The sequence below is a fragment of the Adhaeribacter rhizoryzae genome (assembly GCF_008629685.1).
Classification (GTDB): Bacteria; Bacteroidota; Bacteroidia; order Cytophagales; family Hymenobacteraceae; genus Adhaeribacter; species Adhaeribacter rhizoryzae.
Map to the genome: position 1 here is coordinate 1 of NZ_VWSF01000002.1, position 19,318 is coordinate 19,318.

General features: G+C 43.8%; 13 protein-coding genes and 1 tRNA gene. 9 read left to right on the top strand and 5 right to left on the bottom strand.

The window, feature by feature from the left end; genetic code table 11:
* The 6 genes from F0145_RS03240 to F0145_RS03265 all read left to right on the top strand — a co-directional run.
* A partial coding sequence (locus F0145_RS03240) for a transposase (protein ID WP_150086868.1) occupies positions 1-596 on the top strand: 596 nt, incomplete at its 5' end.
* Positions 597-1,325: 729 nt separating this feature from the next.
* Positions 1,326-4,229, top strand: a complete 2,904-nt coding sequence (locus F0145_RS03245; RefSeq protein WP_150086870.1) for a TonB-dependent receptor — start codon at positions 1,326-1,328, stop codon at positions 4,227-4,229.
* A 138-nt stretch (positions 4,230-4,367) separates the two neighbouring features.
* On the top strand, positions 4,368-4,931 hold the full coding sequence (locus tag F0145_RS03250) for a hypothetical protein (RefSeq protein WP_150086872.1): 564 nt from the start codon (positions 4,368-4,370) through the stop codon (positions 4,929-4,931).
* A gap of 6 nt (positions 4,932-4,937) precedes the next feature.
* Positions 4,938-5,009 (top strand) — tRNA-OTHER (locus F0145_RS03255).
* 74 nt (positions 5,010-5,083) lie between these two features.
* Positions 5,084-5,719, top strand: coding sequence for a peroxiredoxin (locus tag F0145_RS03260; protein WP_150086874.1), 636 nt, complete (start codon positions 5,084-5,086; stop codon positions 5,717-5,719).
* Positions 5,720-5,953: 234 nt separating this feature from the next.
* The gene (locus F0145_RS03265; RefSeq protein WP_150086876.1) at positions 5,954-6,934 is read left to right on the top strand and encodes a sulfite exporter TauE/SafE family protein; all 981 of its coding nucleotides are present in this window, start codon (positions 5,954-5,956) and stop codon (positions 6,932-6,934) included.
* 109 nt (positions 6,935-7,043) lie between these two features.
* Here the strand turns inward: F0145_RS03265 and F0145_RS03270 are convergent, their stop codons facing one another.
* From F0145_RS03270 to F0145_RS03290, 5 genes are all read right to left on the bottom strand, one after another.
* A complete protein-coding gene (locus F0145_RS03270) occupies positions 7,044-8,303 on the bottom strand; it encodes an alpha/beta hydrolase fold domain-containing protein (protein ID WP_150086878.1) in 1,260 nt (419 codons plus the stop codon).
* A 353-nt stretch (positions 8,304-8,656) separates the two neighbouring features.
* On the bottom strand, positions 8,657-10,309 hold the full coding sequence (locus tag F0145_RS03275; protein WP_150086880.1) for a RagB/SusD family nutrient uptake outer membrane protein: 1,653 nt from the start codon (positions 10,307-10,309) through the stop codon (positions 8,657-8,659).
* Between the two features lie 11 nt (positions 10,310-10,320).
* Positions 10,321-13,332 (bottom strand): SusC/RagA family TonB-linked outer membrane protein, encoded by a 3,012-nt coding sequence (locus F0145_RS03280; RefSeq protein ID WP_223815793.1) that lies wholly within the window; start codon positions 13,330-13,332, stop codon positions 10,321-10,323.
* A gap of 614 nt (positions 13,333-13,946) precedes the next feature.
* Positions 13,947-14,435 carry a hypothetical protein gene (locus F0145_RS03285; RefSeq protein WP_150086882.1) on the bottom strand — a complete coding sequence of 163 codons (489 nt, stop codon included), beginning with the start codon at positions 14,433-14,435 and terminating at the stop codon, positions 13,947-13,949.
* Positions 14,436-14,539: 104 nt separating this feature from the next.
* Complete coding sequence (locus tag F0145_RS03290; protein ID WP_190277461.1) at positions 14,540-14,974, bottom strand: OsmC family protein; 435 nt, start codon at positions 14,972-14,974, stop codon at positions 14,540-14,542.
* Positions 14,975-15,174: 200 nt separating this feature from the next.
* On the opposite strand from F0145_RS03290, the gene F0145_RS03295 reads away from it, so the two are divergent.
* From F0145_RS03295 to rseP, 3 genes are all read left to right on the top strand, one after another.
* Entirely contained in the window at positions 15,175-16,671 is a 1,497-nt protein-coding gene (locus tag F0145_RS03295) for a GH3 auxin-responsive promoter family protein (protein WP_150086884.1), read from the top strand.
* A gap of 76 nt (positions 16,672-16,747) precedes the next feature.
* Positions 16,748-17,905 carry a 1-deoxy-D-xylulose-5-phosphate reductoisomerase gene (locus F0145_RS03300; RefSeq protein WP_150086885.1) on the top strand — a complete coding sequence of 386 codons (1,158 nt, stop codon included), beginning with the start codon at positions 16,748-16,750 and terminating at the stop codon, positions 17,903-17,905.
* Positions 17,906-18,002: 97 nt separating this feature from the next.
* On the top strand, positions 18,003-19,316 hold the full coding sequence (rseP, locus tag F0145_RS03305) for an RIP metalloprotease RseP (RefSeq protein WP_150086886.1): 1,314 nt from the start codon (positions 18,003-18,005) through the stop codon (positions 19,314-19,316).
* Positions 19,317-19,318: the final 2 nt, after the last annotated feature.

A 19,318-nucleotide genomic window follows, 5' to 3' on the forward strand; every position in this document is an offset into this window, starting at 1 on the left:
GCTGGGCAAAAGTGGGGTTAGTTATGAAAGGCGTGGGCAAAGCCCTGTATGTGGTAGAAGCCAAGGAAATAGATGCACCCGCCGGGAAAGCGCCCATTTACTGGCGCTTGCTCACGACCCATGTAGTCCAAACCCAACAACAGGCGCAGCAGCTAATCTACTGGTATAGTTTACGCTGGAACATTGAGCAGGTCTTCCGGCTGTTAAAGCAGAAAGGCTTGCAGGTGGAACTGCTGGATTTAGAAACCGGCAAAGCTTTAGTGCAACTCACGCTGCTGGCTTTGTTTGCCGCTAGCAAGATAATGCTCTTGCACCTGGCTTCTAAACAGAAAGAAGCCGTGCCGCTGGCAGAAAGCTTTACCCAGCAGGAAGTCGCTTGTATGCAGGCTTTACAAAAACGCTATGAAGGAAAAACAGCCAAGCAGCGGAATCCTTACCCCCAAGACTCTTTACAATGGTGCTACTGGATAATAGCCCGATTAGGCGGGTGGAAACCCCACGAAAAGCAGGCGGGGGTGATTACCCTTTTGCGCGGTTGGCTTTACTTTCAGCATATCTTGCACGGGTGGACCCTGGCCCAAAAATTTGTGTCCTAATCGTAGCCCTAATTTAGGGAAGGTGCCCGGAGGGCAGAAGGGTTAAACTCATCAAGATGAAAAAAGCCGCACCAACGAAAGCTAAACAGGCCGAAAAAATACCACTCAATACCAAATCATCCTAAATAGACAACAAAGAACCTTAATCTTAAAATAATGACTGTTCAGCCTTCCTCTGGAATAACGATAATAAGAGTTGGTATAATACCCTTATCTAATTGAAATTGCACATTAACTTTCTAGTTAATATTTTCTAAAGAATACCCACTTACCTCGGTCATTCCGCAGAGTTCGATGACTTCCAAAAGAATCTTATTGGCTACCTGCGAACAAGTTTCCTTCTGAATGACAGCGACGAGTGGCACGGCCTTAGCTTTATTTAAAAGCGCAATAATAGCCTTGCTCCCAATCTCTTGTAGCTTAATATTTTAGCAGTTTAATATTATAGATCTGCTTGCTTGTATCTGCGCCGCAGAGCAGATAAAAAATAAAATCAAAAATATTATAGCTCAAAATTTGGTTGCTGCGTAAAAACTCTTTTATATTTGTCTATATAATCTATAGACTTTGTGTAAATAGTAGTTCGTTATAATTTAACACCATGAAAAAGATTGTTTTAAACACTCATTCAGATTCCTGCTCCGCCGCTAACAGTCTAACAAGTTGTTGTTGCTGCTATTTTGCTTAGAAGTAATTATTGAGGCGTTCTTGTTCCAATCAATTTAAATCATGAAAAAAGTTTTATTACTTATATATATTGGCGTATTTCTTCCCCTGTTTGTTGTTTTAGCGCAGGAAACCAGCATTGTGCAAATAACCGGGCAGGTAACCGATCAGGAATCGAAAGTGCCGTTGCCGGGCGTAAGCGTATATGTTAAAGGTGGCGTAACCGGTACCATTACCAATAATAACGGGGAGTTTCTTTTTAAAACCCGGCTACGGTTTCCGTTTACGCTGGTATTTTCTTCAGTTGGTTTCGAGACCCAGGAATTTCAGGTTACTGGCGTAGGCGCTAAAGTAAATATTGCCCTGAATACCCAAACGTACCTGGGCAAAGAGGTAGTGGTAACAGCCTCGCGGGTAGAAGAAAGTATAATGAAATCCCCGGTAGCCATTGAGAAACTGGATATTCGGGCTATCCGGGAAACGGCAGCGCCCAGCTTCTACGATGCCCTGGAAAACGTGAAAGGCGTGCAGATGACCACCTCCAGCCTAACGTTTAAAGTACCCAATACCCGTGGTTTTAATATTCCGAACAACTTCCGGTTTATGCAACTGGTAGATGGCATTGACATGCAGGCAGCTACCTTAGGCGTCCCACTCGGTAATGCCATCGGCCCCACCGAGTTAGATATTGCCAGCGTAGAAATTACGCCGGGTGCGGCTTCGGCTTTGTACGGCATGAACGCCATTAATGGTATGGCTAACCTGATTACCAAAAGCCCGTTTTTACACCAGGGACTGAGTGTTTACCAGAAAACCGGTATTAACCACGTAGATGGCAAAGACTACGACCCCAGCATTTTAACCGAAACCGCTATTCGTTACGCCAAAGCTTTTAACGATAAATGGGCTTTTAAAGTAAACGGCAGCTACATGCGTGGCACCGACTGGCGCGGCAGTTCTACTAACGACCAGAACCCCAATAATTTAAGTACGGCCAACCCTTTGTATCCGGAACTGGCTGGTGCCAATAACCCGGCTTATGATGCCTGGAATAAATATGGCGACGATGCCGGTGCTAACCCCGTAACCGTTAGTGGCATTATTTACAACGGCAAACCTAATCAGAGCTTTATTTTAAGAAGAACTGGTTATTGGGAAAAAGATGTGGTGAGCCCTTATGTAGATAACTTAAAATTTGATGCGGCTTTGCATTACCGGATAGGCGAAAAAGCGGAGCTGTCGTATGGCTACCGGGTTGGTAAAATGGATGGCGTTTTCCAGCGGGGTAATAAAGTGCAGCTAGATAATGTGGTGGTACAAAATCATCACATCGAGTTAAAAGGTGCTAATTATTTCGTTAGATCTTATGCTTCTATCGAAAATACCGGCGATTCTTATAACCTGAAGCCAATGGTTGACAATCTGGAAATTTCCAGCGGGGGTTCTAACGCCGAGTGGGGCGCTAACTTTAAAGGTGCTTTACAAACTGAATTAAACAACGGTACTGATTTGGCTACTGCCATGCAACTGGCCCGTGAGGTAGCCGATAAAAATCGGGTGGAGCCTGGCACGCCGGAATTCGATAACCTGAAAAATACCATCCGGAAAATAAACAACTGGGATCATGCCAAAGTAGTAGCAGGTGCGCCGGCTACCGGCGGTGCCTGGTTAAAGCAGGAAAGTCGCCTGTACCACACCGAAGCCCAATGGGATTTTACCGACCGTATTAAATTTGCCAATTTTTTGGTGGGCGTAGATGCCCGGATATACGAAGTAATTCCGGACGGTAATAATTTTGTGGATTTCTCGCGCCCAATCGCCGAAAGAACCCAGCCCGGCGGCAATAATGTATATTACAAGAAGTTTGGCGGTTTTACCCAGGTTACCAAAACTTTCTTCGACGATAAACTTAAATTATTTGGCTCGTTGCGCTTAGATTACAACCCGGAGTTTGCCCCGAAGCCTAACCCCAGAATTGCGGCGGTTTATACCGTGGCCCAGAACCACAATTTCCGGGCTTCTTTCCAGAACGGTTTCCGGTTCCCAGCGCTTTTTGAAGCGGTTTCTTACGTAAATAACGGTAACGTGCGGCGGGTAGGGGGCTTAAGCTATATTAACGAAGGCCTGAATTACCTAGATAATTCTTATACCCAAGCTTCTATTAATACTTTTAATGCGGCTGTAAACAAAGATGTAGCCAACGGCGCCGCCGCCAATGCCACTGAAGCGGCTTTAAAAAATCGGGCTTTACTACAGGCCACTAATTTATCGGCAACCCGGCCCGAGCGTATTAATTCGTTTGAGGTAGGCTATAAAGGTACCTGGCTCGATAATAAATTAATATTAGATGTGGATGCTTACGCGAACGAGTACGACGGTTTTCTGGGCCAGGTAGAAGTAGCGGTGCCGTACACCAAAGCCAATCCTACTTTGCAAGCGCAAGTTGGTACCGATGAAGCGGTTATTGCATCGTTAGCGGCTAACCGCTCGGCGCAGCAAACCCGCTACCGGGTGTATACCAATGCTAAAAACAAATATAATAATTACGGCTCATCGTTAGGCTTAACCTATAATTTTTACCAGAAATTTGCCGTAGCCGGTAACGTAAACTACAACAATATTTCGGAGAATAAACAAGCCGATATATTTGTAACCGGTTTTAATACCCCAAAATGGACTACTAACTTATCTATTGCGAACCGCGAAGTAGTTAAAAATGTAGGCTTTAATTTGGTTTGGCGCTGGCAGGATTCTTTCTTATGGGAAAGCACGTTGGCTAATGGTACCATTCCAGCTTACCACACTTTTGATGCCCAAGTAACGTACCGGGTACCCGAACTGAAAACCTCGGTAAAATTAGGAGGTACCAATATTTTTAACCAGCGCTATATTCAATACGCCGCCGGCCCTACCATTGGCGGGTTATATTATGTGGCCATTACCGTAGATGGTCTTCTGAAAAAATAAAATACTAAATCTTAAATATTTAATCTGAAAACAATGTGTACCAAAGATAGGTGTAGTCCGCAGGGCTAAAGCCGGCATTAACTTATAAAGAGATGCCGGTAATTTAAAAGCAATTTTTTATAAGTTAATCGCAGCAACATGAACTTAGTACAAAATAATCAATCTTTTCTTAGCAAGAATCCATTATTTTTTAACCGCAACCGGGCCACGGAACCTGAGGCAGAAAGTAATCCGCTAGAACATCGGGCAGTAACGCCGATTGTGATAACGCGGTTGCACCTGAAAGAGATAGAAAATATGAAGATCTCGTTCCGGAATCAGGTGCGCAACGTGGTAGCGTTAGAGCAATTTATTCGCAAACGCTTGCAACAGCCTGAGACGGGCTCCGGTTTGGGTGGAGCCGAGCCAGCCGTAATCGGTATAAATTTTGGCGAGGAGCTTTCTTTTCGGTTACCAGGTTCCGGCGAGGCTTTTCATATTTTTACGGCTACTTTACAGCGCAAGAGTTATTTTTTGCAATACCGTTCCCGGGCCGAGTTAGAATCAAATATTCTGAAGGTTAATCTGAAAGTAGCGGATTTAACCGCCCTGGAACAGGAGTTAAGTATAATTCTGGAAAATATTAAGCCCATAGATTATGTATTTACGATCTGGCAGCAACAACAAAGATTAAATACCCCTAAGCAAAAACTAGCTGGGTAATAAAATAGCCGCAGTGGCCGAGCGGAGAGGCTTAGAACCGCAAAACCTGCTACAGCGGTTCGAATCCGCTCGCGGCTATTTTTAATATTTACTTTCAACAGAATATTTTATAAGTTTATAAAAATATTCGAAACCTTTAAATCTATACTGTTATGACATTAAGATTGGGCGATATAGCACCGGATTTTACCGCAGAAACCTCAGAAGGAACCCTCCATTTTCACGAATGGATTGGTGATGGCTGGGCCGTTTTGTTTTCGCACCCCCGCGATTATACCCCGGTTTGTACCACCGAATTGGGCGCAGTAGCCCGTATTAAAGGTGAGTTTGATAAACGCAACACCAAAGTAATAGCCATTAGCGTAGACCCGCTTGATTCGCATGCCGGCTGGATTCAGGATATCAACGAAACGCAGGATACAACCGTAAACTTCCCGCTGATTGCGGACCCCGATAAAACCATCGCGAACCTGTACGACATGATTCATCCGAATGCCAGCGACACAGCAACCGTAAGATCGGTGTTTATTATTGGGCCCGATAAAAAAATTAAATTGCAGCTGACGTACCCGGCATCAACCGGCCGCAACTTTGCCGAAATATTACGGGTAATCGATTCGTTGCAGCTAACCGCTAACTACAGCGTAGCTACTCCCGCCGATTGGCAAAATGGGCAGGATTGCGTTATTGTACCGGCGGTAATAGACGAAGATATTCCGGCGAAATTCCCGAAAGGCCATAAAGTAATTAAGCCTTACCTGCGCACCACGCCGCAGCCAAATTTATAAGCTATAACCGGTAAAAGGTGGCGCTAACTTAAGCTGATTTTTAAGGGTGCTATTTTTTACCGGTTTTTATTTTTTTGATAAATCTAGTTTGTCTATTAACAAAGTATACAATTATTTATTACTTTTAGACTTGGTTTTACTGGGCTATTTTTATAAACCCACGCGTTGCGGCTTTTTGTTTTTTATACCCGCTATTTTAGAAAGATACTGCTGAACTCCCCAAATAATATTTACATGACAAAGGAAAACGCTGGCTTAATTAAAAGTTCTGAAGAACAGGTTACGGTAATTACGTTGCCTGAACCACTACCCGAAGTAATTAAACTTGGTGCAGCGCAGGAGCGTAAGAAAACTTCGGATTTTCTTTTTTACTTACCCGCTCTGGCGGTTGTAATTATTTTAGCGGTTATAATGTTATTTAAGCCATTTACCGGAACCCTGGCCGGCGATTTTATGGCCGAAAATATTACCAGCGTATTTCTTTTGTATGTGCTGGGCGGGTTCCTGGCCCAAATGGTAGACGGAGCTTTGGGAATGGCCTACGGACTTACCTCTACTACTTTTTTGTTAACCATTGGCGTACCGCCGGCGGCAGCCAGTGCCAGCGTACACATGTCCGAAATATTTACGAGCGGTGCCAGCGGGTTAATGCACCTGAAACTGAAAAACGTAAATAAAAAACTTTTCCGGTTGCTGTTGCTGCCAGGAGTTACCGGAGCCATTCTGGGGGCCTATATTTTATCGTCGCTCGAAACTTACAGTTACCTGATGAAACCCTTGGTAGCGGTTTATACCTTGGTTTTGGGTGTATTAATTATTATAAAAGCTTTTAAGCCGCGTCGGAAAAGATTAAAAAGCGGCCGCATTGCGCCTTTGGCTTTGTTTGGGGGCTTCATGGATTCTGTGGGCGGCGGTGGCTGGGGACCGGTTGTTTCATCGAGCCTGATTGCGGGTGGCCGTTCGCCGCGTTTTGCCATTGGCTCGGTTAATCTGGCCGAGTTTTTTATTGCTTTTGCCAGTTCGCTTACCTTTTTTGCCATGATTGGTATTAGTTTCTGGCAAATAATTGCCGGCCTGATTGTAGGAGGCGTTATTGCGGCGCCCATTGCGGCTAATTTATCGAAGCGCTTACCCGTTAAATCGCTGATGATTTTGGTAGGTGTAATTGTAATATTGGTAAGCCTCCGGATTTTGTTTCTGGCTTTCTTAAAGTAAGCGCCCTTTTTAATTTAAAATATTGGCAGGAGTTCTGCTGGGTAAGCCCCTGATTTTGGATGCTTTACAGCAAAAGTAGGGGCTTACCTTTTTTATTAAAACCAAAGGCTTATTCTGATAACGCGGTTGAAATAACCTTTTTGTTGCTGAGGAACAATTGGGCATTAAATATTAAGTTTTCATCACTCCGGCCTTCCACAGATTGCCAAATTAGTAATAAATTTCTTTTAACCTTGCCCTTAAATATTTCTTCACCTTCCCAACGCACGCTTATGGGTTTGTTTAAATTTAGCATGGCATCATTTAAATTTACAAGCACCGTATCGTAGTCCGTTTTTAAAATATTAACTTCATTCTTTTCTAAAGTAGCAATTAGTTGCCGCCCTGCTTTAGCCTCTGAAGCCGGGACACCCAGCCAGTAAAATCTGTCTTTCACCACATCGTCCTGTTGCCAGACCACTTTCTGCGGCAACGGATTGCGTTTAAATTTGGCCATCCAGGTAATGGCTACAGTGTCTTGCCGGTTCATCCAATGTGGCCGATCTTGGTGAATCTGGACTTCATGGGCAAAACCTTTCGGGTCGGTTTGTTTTAAACTATCGAGTAATATTGCCCATTCTTTTGCCAGATCGTTTCGTTTATAGGCTGCATCTTTTCCGCCCATGTGAATCGTAAATCCAATATTGCGCAGGTTTAATGCGGTGGCATCGCCGGGGTGCCCCGCCATCATGGCCGCCGCTGCCCAATAATCGGCCATTCTGGGGGCCAACTGAAATACGCCGTCGCCACCTGCCGAATAGCCCAAAACATACACCTTATTGGGGTTCACATCCTCAAAAACAATGGCCGCCTGAATAAGCTGATTCAAAAAAACATCAATATGATCCTGGTGCCACATGTTCCAGGTGTTGGTGGGGGCACGCGGGGCAACGTAAATGCCTTCTGCCGGGGTGTATAATTTAATTTGGTTCCGCCATTGTTGGTCGTTTATTGCGGCAGTAGTGCCGCCACCGCCGTGCAGCGAAATATACAAGCTCCGGCCATCCTGCGGCTTTTTGCCAAATACCTTATACTCGTACTTAAACTGGTAAGGTCCCGATTTAAATTCTTTTTGTTCCCAGGCCGCTGCCCAGGTATTTTTAATGTAATTACGCTGGTCCTGGAGTAATAATTTGGTGGCAAGCGCAGCCTGTTTACGGGTTAGCGGCCGCCTGGCAAATGCTTGGTCGGCTAAGTCTGGCCGTAAATTACGATCCTGGGCCAGCCATTGCTGTAAGTTTGTTATAACGGGCGGCTTTGGGTAGGCATAACTTTGGGTTATACACAATTGATTTAATAATAAACACAAGAATATAAAGTGTTTCTTCATCTAGCTAATGAAAAGGTACCGAATGGTTGTTTAACAAATAGGTTGTAATATAAGCTTTAATTAAGGTTACAAAGTTGGGTCTTGTGCATAGTTTTGCCACAGTTCAGGCAACGTTTTACCGGTAAGTTTTACCCAGGTATTGGCTGTGTAGGTTCCGGCCCGCAAACCTGCATCTAAAGTATTTATAAATGTTGGATAGCTTTCTTTCCAGCCACCCCAGGAACCAGGTAATATCGTAAAGACAGCAGGGAAAAGGCAGGCAGCAGCAATAAAGAAAGCCGGATAAAAACCATAATAAAAAGGCTCCGAAATATTACTATAACGGAGCCTTTTTATTAAGTAATAATTACTAATTATAATCCTTCATAACCACTGTTCTGCTTCAAATTAGTATTCAGAATAGTTTGTCGTCTTGGAACAGGATATAATTCTCTGAATTTAGCACTTGGTTTGTGATCCCACCAGGAAGCAGTGGCAAATTTACCAAACCGGATTAAGTCTTGCCGGCGCCAGCCTTCAAAAATAAACTCCCGGCCTCTTTCGGCTAATAGTTCGTCTAGGGTTAAAGTTGCGGTAGTATATTGCACAGTTGCCCAATCTGCGGGGGCAAAAGCCCGGCTTTTAACCGTATTAATTAACTGAACGGCCTCGGCAGTAGCATTGCCGCCATTTTTACGCATTATGGCTTCGGCTTTAGCAAAATAAACCCACGAAAGACGATATAAAACCCAGTCGGTACTATTATAACTTGGATGAGCCAAATCACCTAATTTATATTTATTAAACCGTACGCCGCTGTTTTCTTCTCCCGTGTTCATATTGGTTTCCAGGGTATTTGGGTCCTGGCCGGGTTGCAGGGTTTTATTTCTTCTGATATTATCTACAAACACCAGGGGTTGTCCATCGTACTCATTGCCGCCCGAAGCAAGCACTGGTTTGGTAGGATCGCTAAAGCGGAACTGCGGCCCTTCTAATATCCACTCTTTTTTTCGTAAGTCGTTATCCGCGAAAGTAGTATAAACGCCCGGAATAACTACTACCCCATCGTTTCCGTTACGGCCGCCGCCGTAAATGTCGCGCTGGTTGAAATAAAAGAAATCTCCTGGCCATTGCGGCGCAAAACTGCCCTTCTGAAAATCGTAAGCAATGCCAAATAGAATTTCTTTAGACGTGTGATTGGTAGGTTTATAGGTATCGGTAATATTGGGGTCTAAAGCAGCAGGCCCGCTTATGCCGCCAGCGGCGCCCGAAATTAGCTTATCAGCGGCCGCAATAGCATCATCCCACCTGGCGGTGCCTGTCCATACTTCGGCATTCAGGTATAATTCTACCAGCATTGCATAACCACCCGCCTGGCTCATCCGGCCATGCATTTCCCTCGATAAAATTGGGGCCTTATCAATATTATCTTTTATCTCTTTCTCAATAAAATTAAATACCTCTGTGCGCGACTGAGTAGGGGGACTAATGGGCTCTCCAACTTTAGTTACAATAGGCACATTGCCCCACAAATCCATTATTTTAAGGTAATGATACGCTCTTAATAGCTTTAATTCGGCTATATAAGCATCTTTTTCAGCTTGCGTAATACCCATACTGGCAATACTTTTTGCCTCTATATTTTCAATGGGGCTGGTACACAAACCCATGCCCCACCACATTAGCCGCCAGGCGCCGTTAATAGTACCGTCATCGGGTGTCCATTCGTGGTAATGCAACCGTATCCAGTTACCTCCATCAAAGCCATGGCGTCCTTTAGTGGGCCACGCTAACTGATCAGCTGAAAGTTCGTTTAACCGCCAGTAACCGTCCTGGCCAGGTGAACTCCAGGCATTGGCGTGGGTATAAGGCCTTAACACCGCCGATATTACTTCATTTTTGTTGTTATAGAAGTTACTATCCTCAATTTGATCGTAAAGAGTCTCTTCCAGATCAGTACAGGCATTTATTGCCATAAAAGGCAGTACCAACGCCGCTATTTTTACTAATTTATGTATACGCTTCATTTATTTAATCTTTAAAAACCTACGCTAAGTCCGATTAGGAATGATCTGGTATTAGGATAAATATCTAAACCCTGGATGCCTGGGCCAAGACCGGTAACACCTATATAATCAGGGTCGGTGCCGGTATAACCCGTGATGGTAGCTAAGTTTGCCCCGGTAGCATAAACCCGTAAGTTGCGCACATACGATGTGTTTAATTTAAAGTCATAGCTTAAGGTAACTTCGTCTACTTTTAAATGATCGCCTTTTTCTATAAAATAATCAGAATATTGGAGCGATTGACCAGCTAGTTCGGCATACTTGCCAAAGGCACTATTGAGTACGTTGGTACCAGCCACAGTATTACCATATTGAATTGCCTGGGCATTTAGAATATCGTAGCCAAACCGGCCTCTGAGAAATACCCGCAAGCCTAAGTTTTTATAACGAAAGTCGTTGGTTAAGGAGGCAAAGTACTTAGGAACCGCATTGCCAATTACAGCCAGGTCGGTTACATTGGGATCTACTGACCGGTTTATTTGATTAGCCGGTACCTTAGAACCATCCCGTTTGTAGAAAAGCCAATTTCCTTTGTCATCGAAACCGGCAAAACGCTTGCCCACAAATTCTCCTATTTTACCGCCCTCACGGGTTAAAATAGCATCGCCCATAGCGCCCGGGCCCGGAATACCCCCAAATGTTCTTTCCTGCGCTTTGTACACGTCGTTAGAAAAAGACTCTAATCTGGAACTGGCAGTACTTCCTATTAAATCAACGTTCCAGGTAAAATCCTGTACTTTCATAGCTTGGGCATTCAAGGTCAGCTCTATTCCTTTACCAACCAAGGTGCCTACATTCGCATTAATATTATCTAAGACAAATGGCGGTTGTTGCGATTGGTAATTCCCTAGTAAATCCACAATCCGGCGCTGAAATACATCAATGGAACCACCTAAACGGTTATTCAGGAGGCTAAAGTCCAGACCAACGTTTATTTCGTGTTTTTCTTCCCATTTTAAATCAGGATTTGGGTTCCGGGTAGGGCCATACGTTTCGCGGTAAATACCATCCGGGAAAAGATAAGAACCGCCGCCACCTAACGTTACCAACGAATTGTAATTGCCAATTTCCTGGTTACCGGTAACACCATAACCTGCTCTGAATTTCAGATTGTCTATGAAAGTAACTGCATCCATAAAGTCTTCGTTGGTAATATTCCAACCTACCGAAACCGCCGGGAAATTACCCCACTTGTTATTGGCCCCAAAACGCGAAGTGCCCTCACGCCGCAGAATCAAAGACAATAAATATTTATTATTAAAGGAATAATTGGCTCTTCCGAAAAAAGCAATTAATTTATTATCGTTTTTAAAGCTTCCTAATCCCGATTTTCCGAGTCGCAATTGGCTACCGGTGCCTAAGTTATTTTCCTGGAAAATATCGTTTACAAAGCCGCGATTATTACCATCGAATCCCTCATTAACAAAATACTGATAACTATAGCCCACTACCGCATTTAAGGAATGGTTACCCGCTATGGTGGTGTTATAATCAATAGTGGGTTCAAAGGTGTAGTTATTGCTTAAAGAAGTACTTCTGGAAGCATAACCTCCTCCTGGGGCATCACCGTTTTCCAAAGAAGATTCAGAGGCTAACAGCCGGTAGGCACCGTCTAAAATGTTATTGCGCTGTACTGCCAAAAATACCGATGCTCTTAAGTTTTTTAAGGTTTCTAAAGAAAACTTCGCATCGGCAGAACTGGTTTGCTGTTGCCGTTTATTTGTTTCTTGGGCTAACCTGGCCACCTGGTTGGTGGTGGTTGGTTCAAAAAAGTAAGTTCCATCTTGGTTGTAAAGCGATTGGGTAGGGTTTCTTTGCAGAGAACTTTCCCAGCCACCACCGCCAAGCAAATTGGCATTGTTAAAGTTAGTGGCTAAGTTTATTTGAGCAGATAAACGATCCTGGAAGCCAGTGTGGTTAATACTAATACGTCCGCCGTATTGTTTACGCTCGTTTTCGCGGGCTATTCCTTGCAAATCCTGGTAAAAAATACTGGCGCGGTAAGTTGTATTTTCGCCTCCGCCCGATAGCGCCAGGTTATGATTTTGAGTTAGATTTTTCTTATTAAGCAGCAACCCGTACCAATCTGTACTGGCACCCAGATCTGGTCTGTTCCAAATTTTATCGGCAACTCTGGCCCGCCATTGTTCCGCCGTCATAAAATCAGGCCGATCTCTTTCGTATTCTTTTCTGAAATAGGTATTATAATCGAACTGCGCCTTGCCGGCTTTACCTTTCTTGGTGGTAACTAATATTACCCCACCATTAGCCCGGGTACCGTAAATAGCGGCTGCCGAACCATCTTTTAAAACACTTATAGATTCTATATCGTCTTGTTGCAGCAAATCCAGGTTACCGCCCGGAATACCATCAATTACAACCAAAGGGCTGTTACCGCCATTTATAGAACCAACTCCTCTTAATTGAATGGCAACCCCTGTATTAGGGTTAGAACTACTTCTGGTAATAACCAGTCCGGCTACTTTTCCTTGTACTAAATCTAACGCATTACGGGCACCCGATTGCCGGAACTCTTCTTGCGTTACGTTAGCTACGGCAGCGGTTACTTCTTCGCGGCGTTGCGTTCCATAACCAACCACAACTACCTCTTCCAAGGCTTTGGCATCTTCCCTTAAAGTTACGTTTACCGTTGTCCGGTTACCTACCGCAACATCTTGGGCGGTATAGCCAACAAAAGTAAAGGTAAGCACATCTTGCCCGGCGGGTATTTCAATTGAATATCTGCCATCAGGGTCGGTAGAAGTACCCGTATTGGTGCCTTTTACCACCACTGTTACGCCCGGTAGCGCTGAATTATCAGAAGCAGCAGTAACCCGGCCCGATACTTGTTTCTGCGCAAATGCAGCGGAAGAAGCAAAAAGAAGAAATAGGAAAGCAAAAACACATTTTAAAATTTTACTTTTCTCTGATTGCCCTGCTGGTGCCACCATCGAAAATTTAACCTTTGGTAAAGGATTTTTCATTTTTTAATTTGTTTGCGATTAACTCTGAAATTTAAAAAATAACAATAGGTAAAAATGTTGTTCACACCGGTACGGGCATAACAACCAGGACAGACCGAAAAAGCGGGGCTGCCGGGGAGCTTTAATGTAATTAAGATTTAAGGGGGGAGAAGTAAATTTTCGTTTTTACATATATGATTTCTCGGTTTAGTGAAAAATAAAGATTTAATATAATTCTGGATAAATGTAATCACAAAATATTTTACGAAACAAGTATTTTGTTAGCAAATATTTAATAGTACAGGACTATCTATAGTAAAAATTTAATATATTAATTGCCGCTTGCCGATGACTATACGTAGAAATTTGCGTAATAGATTAATTGTAGGAGCGTTAGCTGGTTAAATAATTGTGGTAAAAGAAAGTGCCCTTTTTACCTTCTTTATAAACTTAACTCGTAGCTGTAATAAGTAATAATATTGAAGCAGAATGTTGGATAAGGTATAAGCCAGCTTATTCTTGATTAAAAACAGAAACCCGGCCAATATTTATCAGTCGGGTTTGTGTTTTTAATAAAATAACGTAATATTTTACTTATTCAGGCAGTTGCTGAATCAGGTATTTAATTATTAAGATTAATGCCGGTTATTAGGGCCTTCCGTCAGTTCAATATCAAACTTTAGGGCCATGTTGTGCAGTTGCTCTTTAATAAGCTTTAAGTTGCGCCGCCGGCGAATTAATTTTAAATCCAGCAAGTGGCGCTCGCCATTTTTCATGGTTAGTTTCAGTGCGAAGGTAGCAATATGCATGGCAGCTATTTCGGCCAGCGGAATAACTATTTTCTTCCGGAAATGGCCTTGCTTCTGCACAATATAATCGGGCGTGATCTCAAAATAAGCCTGGGTGCCAAATACGGAGGTGTTCTGCGATAAAATATAGCAAAGGTAGCCCAGCGCCAGAATCAGAAACAGGTAATACAAAAAGTTATTGTCGTTGGTGGGGTTATCCCCAAAAAGCATAAAAAGCGCGCTGATAATCCAGAAAAAAACCAGCATTAATTGTACCCCAAAAGATAAACGGGCATTACGGGAAGGTCTTAATCCCACACGAACCAAAGATCTCATTCGTTATGTTTTAATTAAATTAACCGTGAAGATAGGAAAAAAAGCTTTCTTCGGTGTTTGGAAAAAATTGCTTTTAAGGCTGTTTCCGGTAATGCCCATTAATTTTATCTTTTTAAAGTAGCGGTTAGTTTTATTTCGGGCACAGCTTTCAGCGCAGCCGAGATTGGGCATTTTTCTTTTGCTTCCTGGGCATGTTGCTGAAATTCAGCTTCATCCATGCCTTCTACTTCGCCTTCGGTATTTAATTCTATTAATTTAATTACGGGGCCGTTATCGGTTACATCCAGGTGTACGGTAGCATCGGTCATAATGCGGGTAGCGGGTTTACCGGCTTTTTCGAGCAGGCTGCTCAAAAACATAGAAAAACAGCCGGCGTGGGCCGCCCCAATTAATTCTTCTGGGTTGGTACCGGTATCGTCGCCTTCAAAACGGGTTTTAAAAGAATAAGGGCCGTTCAAGGCGCCGCTTTTCGACGAAATATTGCCTTTACCATCTTTTAAGCCACCGTGCCAGATAGCATTTGCTTTGCTTTTTATCATAATAATATGTTTAAGGGTTTAATTATAGGTTTATTTAATTTTTACTCTTACTCTAAAACTTTGCCGGTAGTTTATAAATTTTTTAGCTGCGGCCCAATTTCCAGTTCCGATATTTTTATTTTTAAAATGCCCGGTAATTATAGCGTTCCTGTTAATTTAGCAGTTTATTAAAAAAAGAGCAGCACAACAATTGGCCGGATATGGGTATAAAAGCCTTTTTGAGTAAACCCCTGGCGGCGGCTACGCACCGCCGGAATAATTTGTGGATGCAGCAACCGGTAGCAACCCAGGCATTACTATTTAAGCAATTAATTTCCAGGGCGGCTAATACGGCTTTTGGCCGCGACCACGGCTTTGCTAAAATTAAATCTCACGCCGATTACGTGCAGGCCGTACCGGTACGCGATTACGAAGGCTTGAAAAACTATTTTGACCGCATAAAAAAAGGCGAACCGGATATTATGTGGCCGGGCAAACCTATTTACCTGGCCAAAACATCTGGCACAACTTCGGGTACCAAATATATTCCCATAACCCGCGATTCTATTCCTAACCATATAAACGGAGCCAAAGAAGCGCTGCTGAATTATATTTACGAAACCGGTAAAGCCCATTTTCTGAATGGTAAGCTTATATTTTTATCGGGTAGTCCGGAACTGGAAGAAGTGGGCGGCATTAAGACCGGTCGTTTATCGGGTATAGCTAACCACCACGTGCCGGGGTATTTACGCACCAACCAGTTGCCCTCTTACAAAACCAATTGCATCGAAGATTGGGAAACCAAGCTGGATGCAATTATTGACGAAACCCTGCACCGCAAACTGACTTTAATATCGGGTATTCCGCCTTGGGTGCAAATGTATTTCGATAAAATAATCCAACGCACGGGTCGGCCCATAAAAGATGTTTTTCCGGATTTTTCGTTGTTTGTGTACGGCGGCGTTAATTTTGCGCCTTATCAAGCTAAATTATTTCAAACCATTGGCCGGCCCGTCGATTCCATCGAACTTTTTCCGGCTTCGGAAGGATTTTTCGCGTACCAGAACCAGCAACACGACCCCGGATTATTGCTTCTCCTGAACAGCGGCATTTTTTACGAGTTTATTCCGGCCGATGAATATTTTAATTCCAACCCAACGCGTTTAACCATTGAGCAAGTACAAACAGGCGTTAATTATGCCTTAGTAGTGAGCAGCAACGCTGGCTTGTGGAGTTACTCGTTGGGCGATACCGTTAAGTTTACTTCTACCAGGCCTTATAAGTTGGTGGTGTCGGGGCGCATCAAGCATTTTATTTCGGCGTTTGGCGAGCACGTTATTGGCGAAGAAGTAGAAAAAGCATTGCAGCAAACGGTTGCTAAATTTCCGGAGGTTGAAATAATTGAGTTTACCGTAGCACCATTGGTAAGCGCCGGCGAAGGGCAATCGCATCACGAGTGGCTCGTCGCATTCTCGCGGCCGCCGCAAAATCTGGCTGCTTTCGAGAAAGAACTGGATTGGCAGCTTCGGCAACAGAATACTTATTACGACGATTTAATTTCGGGCAATATTCTGGCTACTTTAAAAGTGAAAGTATTACCGGCCAATGCCTTTCAGGAATATATGCGCACCATTGGCAAACTGGGCGGCCAGAACAAAGTGCCCCGCCTGAGCAACGACCGGAATATTGCCGATAAATTAATTGCCCAGAATAATTAGCATTAGCATAATAAGGAGTAGCTAAAACTTCTCCCGAAAATATACAAGCGCTACGGCGCAATTTTGAAAGAACAGCATGAAAAAAGTTGCCATTTTAGGCTCTACGGGCTCCATTGGTACCCAAGCCCTGGAAGTAATATCGGCCCATCCGGAAGCTTTTGCAGTAGAGGTGCTAACGGCCCAGAATAATGCCGATTTGCTGATAAAGCAGGCCTTAGCCTTTAAACCCAATGTAGTGGTTATTGGCAACGAAAGCTACTACGATGCGGTTTTTGCCGCTCTGGACCCGCACAATATTAAAGTATACGCTGGCAGTAATGCTTTAAATGCGGTGGTAGAAATGGATACCATCGATGTGGTTTTAACAGCCATGGTGGGTTATGCCGGTTTAAAACCAACGTTGCGGGCTATTCAGTCGGGTAAAAATATTGCCTTGGCTAATAAAGAAACCTTGGTAGTGGCGGGGCAACTGGTTACCGACCTGGCCCGGCAAAAAGGCGTTAATATTTACCCCGTCGATTCGGAACACAGTGCTATTTTTCAGTGTTTAGCCGGCGAGTTTCATAATCCTATCGAAAAAATAATATTAACCGCTTCGGGCGGGCCTTTCCGGGGCAAAACCGAAAGTTTTCTCCAGAACGTTACCAAAGAGCAAGCCCTGAAACACCCTAACTGGGATATGGGCGCCAAAATTACCATCGACTCGGCTTCGCTCATGAACAAAGGCCTGGAAGTAATAGAAGCCAAGTGGTTATTCGGGCTGAATTACAACCAGATTGAGGTGGTGGTGCATCCGCAATCTATTGTGCACTCGCTGGTACAATTCGAAGATGGTTCCATTAAAGCGCAGTTGGGTTTGCCCGATATGAAGCTGCCCATTCAATACGCGCTAAGTTACCCCAACAGACTAAAAACAAATTTCCCGCGTTTTGATTTTGCCAATTACGGCCAGTTAACCTTTGAGCAACCCGACACCAAAACCTTCCGGAACCTAGCTTTGGCCAACGAAGCCATGACCCGCGGCGGCAATATGCCTTGCGTGCTAAATGCCGCTAATGAAGTAGCCGTACAAGCTTTTCTGGAAGATAAAATCAAATTTCTGGCAATGTCGGACCTTATCGCAGATTGCTTGGCAAAAGTTGCTTATATTGCGGAACCTTCTTTCGACGATTATATTCAAACCGACCAGGCCACGCGCTTACGGGCCAAAGAGCTGATGAACGTACTGGCTTGATAATTGAGAGAAAAGAAGGAAACAAAACATTTTTAGCTATACCGGCTTTTACAAATTAAAACAACCGGTTAACTTTTTGATTTTACAAGATTAATAAATGGATATTTTGGTAATGGTAGGCCAGTTAATTCTGGGCCTTACAATTTTAGTTGGATTACACGAACTCGGCCACATGTTAACCGCCAAATGGTTTGGCATGCGGGTTGAGAAATATGCCATTGGCTTTCCGCCGAAGGTATTAAGCAAGCAAATTGGCGAAACCGAATACATGATTGGCGCAATTCCACTGGGAGGCTTCGTAAAAATTACCGGTATGATAGATGAGTCGCTGGATACGGCGGCCATGAGTGCCGAGCCGCAACCTTACGAGTTCCGGGCTAAACCAGCCTGGCAACGCCTGATAGTAATGATGGGCGGCATTATTGTAAATGTAATTACCGGCATTGTTATTTTTATTCTGCTTGCGCACCAATACGGCGAACCTTATTTGCCGGCAAATGAAGTAAAATACGGTGTGGTACCGAACGAGCTAGGTCAGCAAATGGGTTTCCGGACCGGCGATAAGATTGTAAAAATAAACGGGCAGCCGTTCGAAAACTTTGATGATATCTACGACCCGAATGTGCTGTTGGGAAAAGATGCCTATTATACCGTTAACCGCAACGGCCAGGAAGTAAATATTCCGATTCCGGCCGATTTAATGGATAAAATGGCCGATAATAAAGATCAGCTGCGGTTTGTAGAAATAATATTGCCCTTTGAAGTAGGTAAAGTATTGCCCGGTAAACCAGCCGCTAAAGCCGGATTAGAACCAGGCGATAAAATTGTAAAGGTAGGCAATACCGAAACGCCTTATTTCCATAACCTGCAGCAAGCTTTGCTGGCCAATAAAGGAAAAGCCACGCCGCTAACCGTAGATCGCAACGGCCAGTTGCTTAATCTCACGGCCGAGATTGATGAAGAAGGCAAACTGGGTTTTGAAAGAAAGCCTTTGCTGCACTACTCCATAAAAGATTATACGCTGGCCGAAGCTATTCCGGCCGGTACCGAGAAAGCCTTTTCCATTATTACGACCAATATTAAAGGATTCGCTAAAATATTCCGGGGCGAAGCTTCGGCTTCAAAATCTTTAAGCGGCCCGATTGGCATTGCCCAGGTATTCGGTGATACTTTTAGCTGGCATAATTTCTGGTTTATAACCGGTATGCTGTCGATGGTGCTGGCTTTTATGAACTTTTTACCTATTCCGGCTTTAGATGGCGGCCACGTCATGTTCCTGACTTACGAAATGGTAAGCGGCCAGAAACCTTCCGATAAGTTTTTAGAGAACGCCCAGAAAGTAGGCATGGTGCTTTTATTAGGCCTAATGGCGTTTGCCATCTTTAACGATGTATTTAAGTTAATTTTTTAAGC

Coding starts and splice junctions, on each gene's coding strand:
- rseP (WP_150086886.1), top strand. CDS start 18,003: ATGGATATTTTGGTAATGGTAGGCCAGTTAATTCTGGGCCTTACAATT.
- F0145_RS03290 (WP_190277461.1), bottom strand. CDS start 14,974: ATGATAAAAAGCAAAGCAAATGCTATCTGGCACGGTGGCTTAAAAGAT.
- F0145_RS03280 (WP_223815793.1), bottom strand. CDS start 13,332: ATGAAAAATCCTTTACCAAAGGTTAAATTTTCGATGGTGGCACCAGCA.
- F0145_RS03285 (WP_150086882.1), bottom strand. CDS start 14,435: ATGAGATCTTTGGTTCGTGTGGGATTAAGACCTTCCCGTAATGCCCGT.
- F0145_RS03300 (WP_150086885.1), top strand. CDS start 16,748: ATGAAAAAAGTTGCCATTTTAGGCTCTACGGGCTCCATTGGTACCCAA.
- F0145_RS03260 (WP_150086874.1), top strand. CDS start 5,084: ATGACATTAAGATTGGGCGATATAGCACCGGATTTTACCGCAGAAACC.
- F0145_RS03270 (WP_150086878.1), bottom strand. CDS start 8,303: ATGAAGAAACACTTTATATTCTTGTGTTTATTATTAAATCAATTGTGT.
- F0145_RS03265 (WP_150086876.1), top strand. CDS start 5,954: ATGACAAAGGAAAACGCTGGCTTAATTAAAAGTTCTGAAGAACAGGTT.
- F0145_RS03275 (WP_150086880.1), bottom strand. CDS start 10,309: ATGAAGCGTATACATAAATTAGTAAAAATAGCGGCGTTGGTACTGCCT.
- F0145_RS03295 (WP_150086884.1), top strand. CDS start 15,175: ATGGGTATAAAAGCCTTTTTGAGTAAACCCCTGGCGGCGGCTACGCAC.
- F0145_RS03245 (WP_150086870.1), top strand. CDS start 1,326: ATGAAAAAAGTTTTATTACTTATATATATTGGCGTATTTCTTCCCCTG.
- F0145_RS03250 (WP_150086872.1), top strand. CDS start 4,368: ATGAACTTAGTACAAAATAATCAATCTTTTCTTAGCAAGAATCCATTA.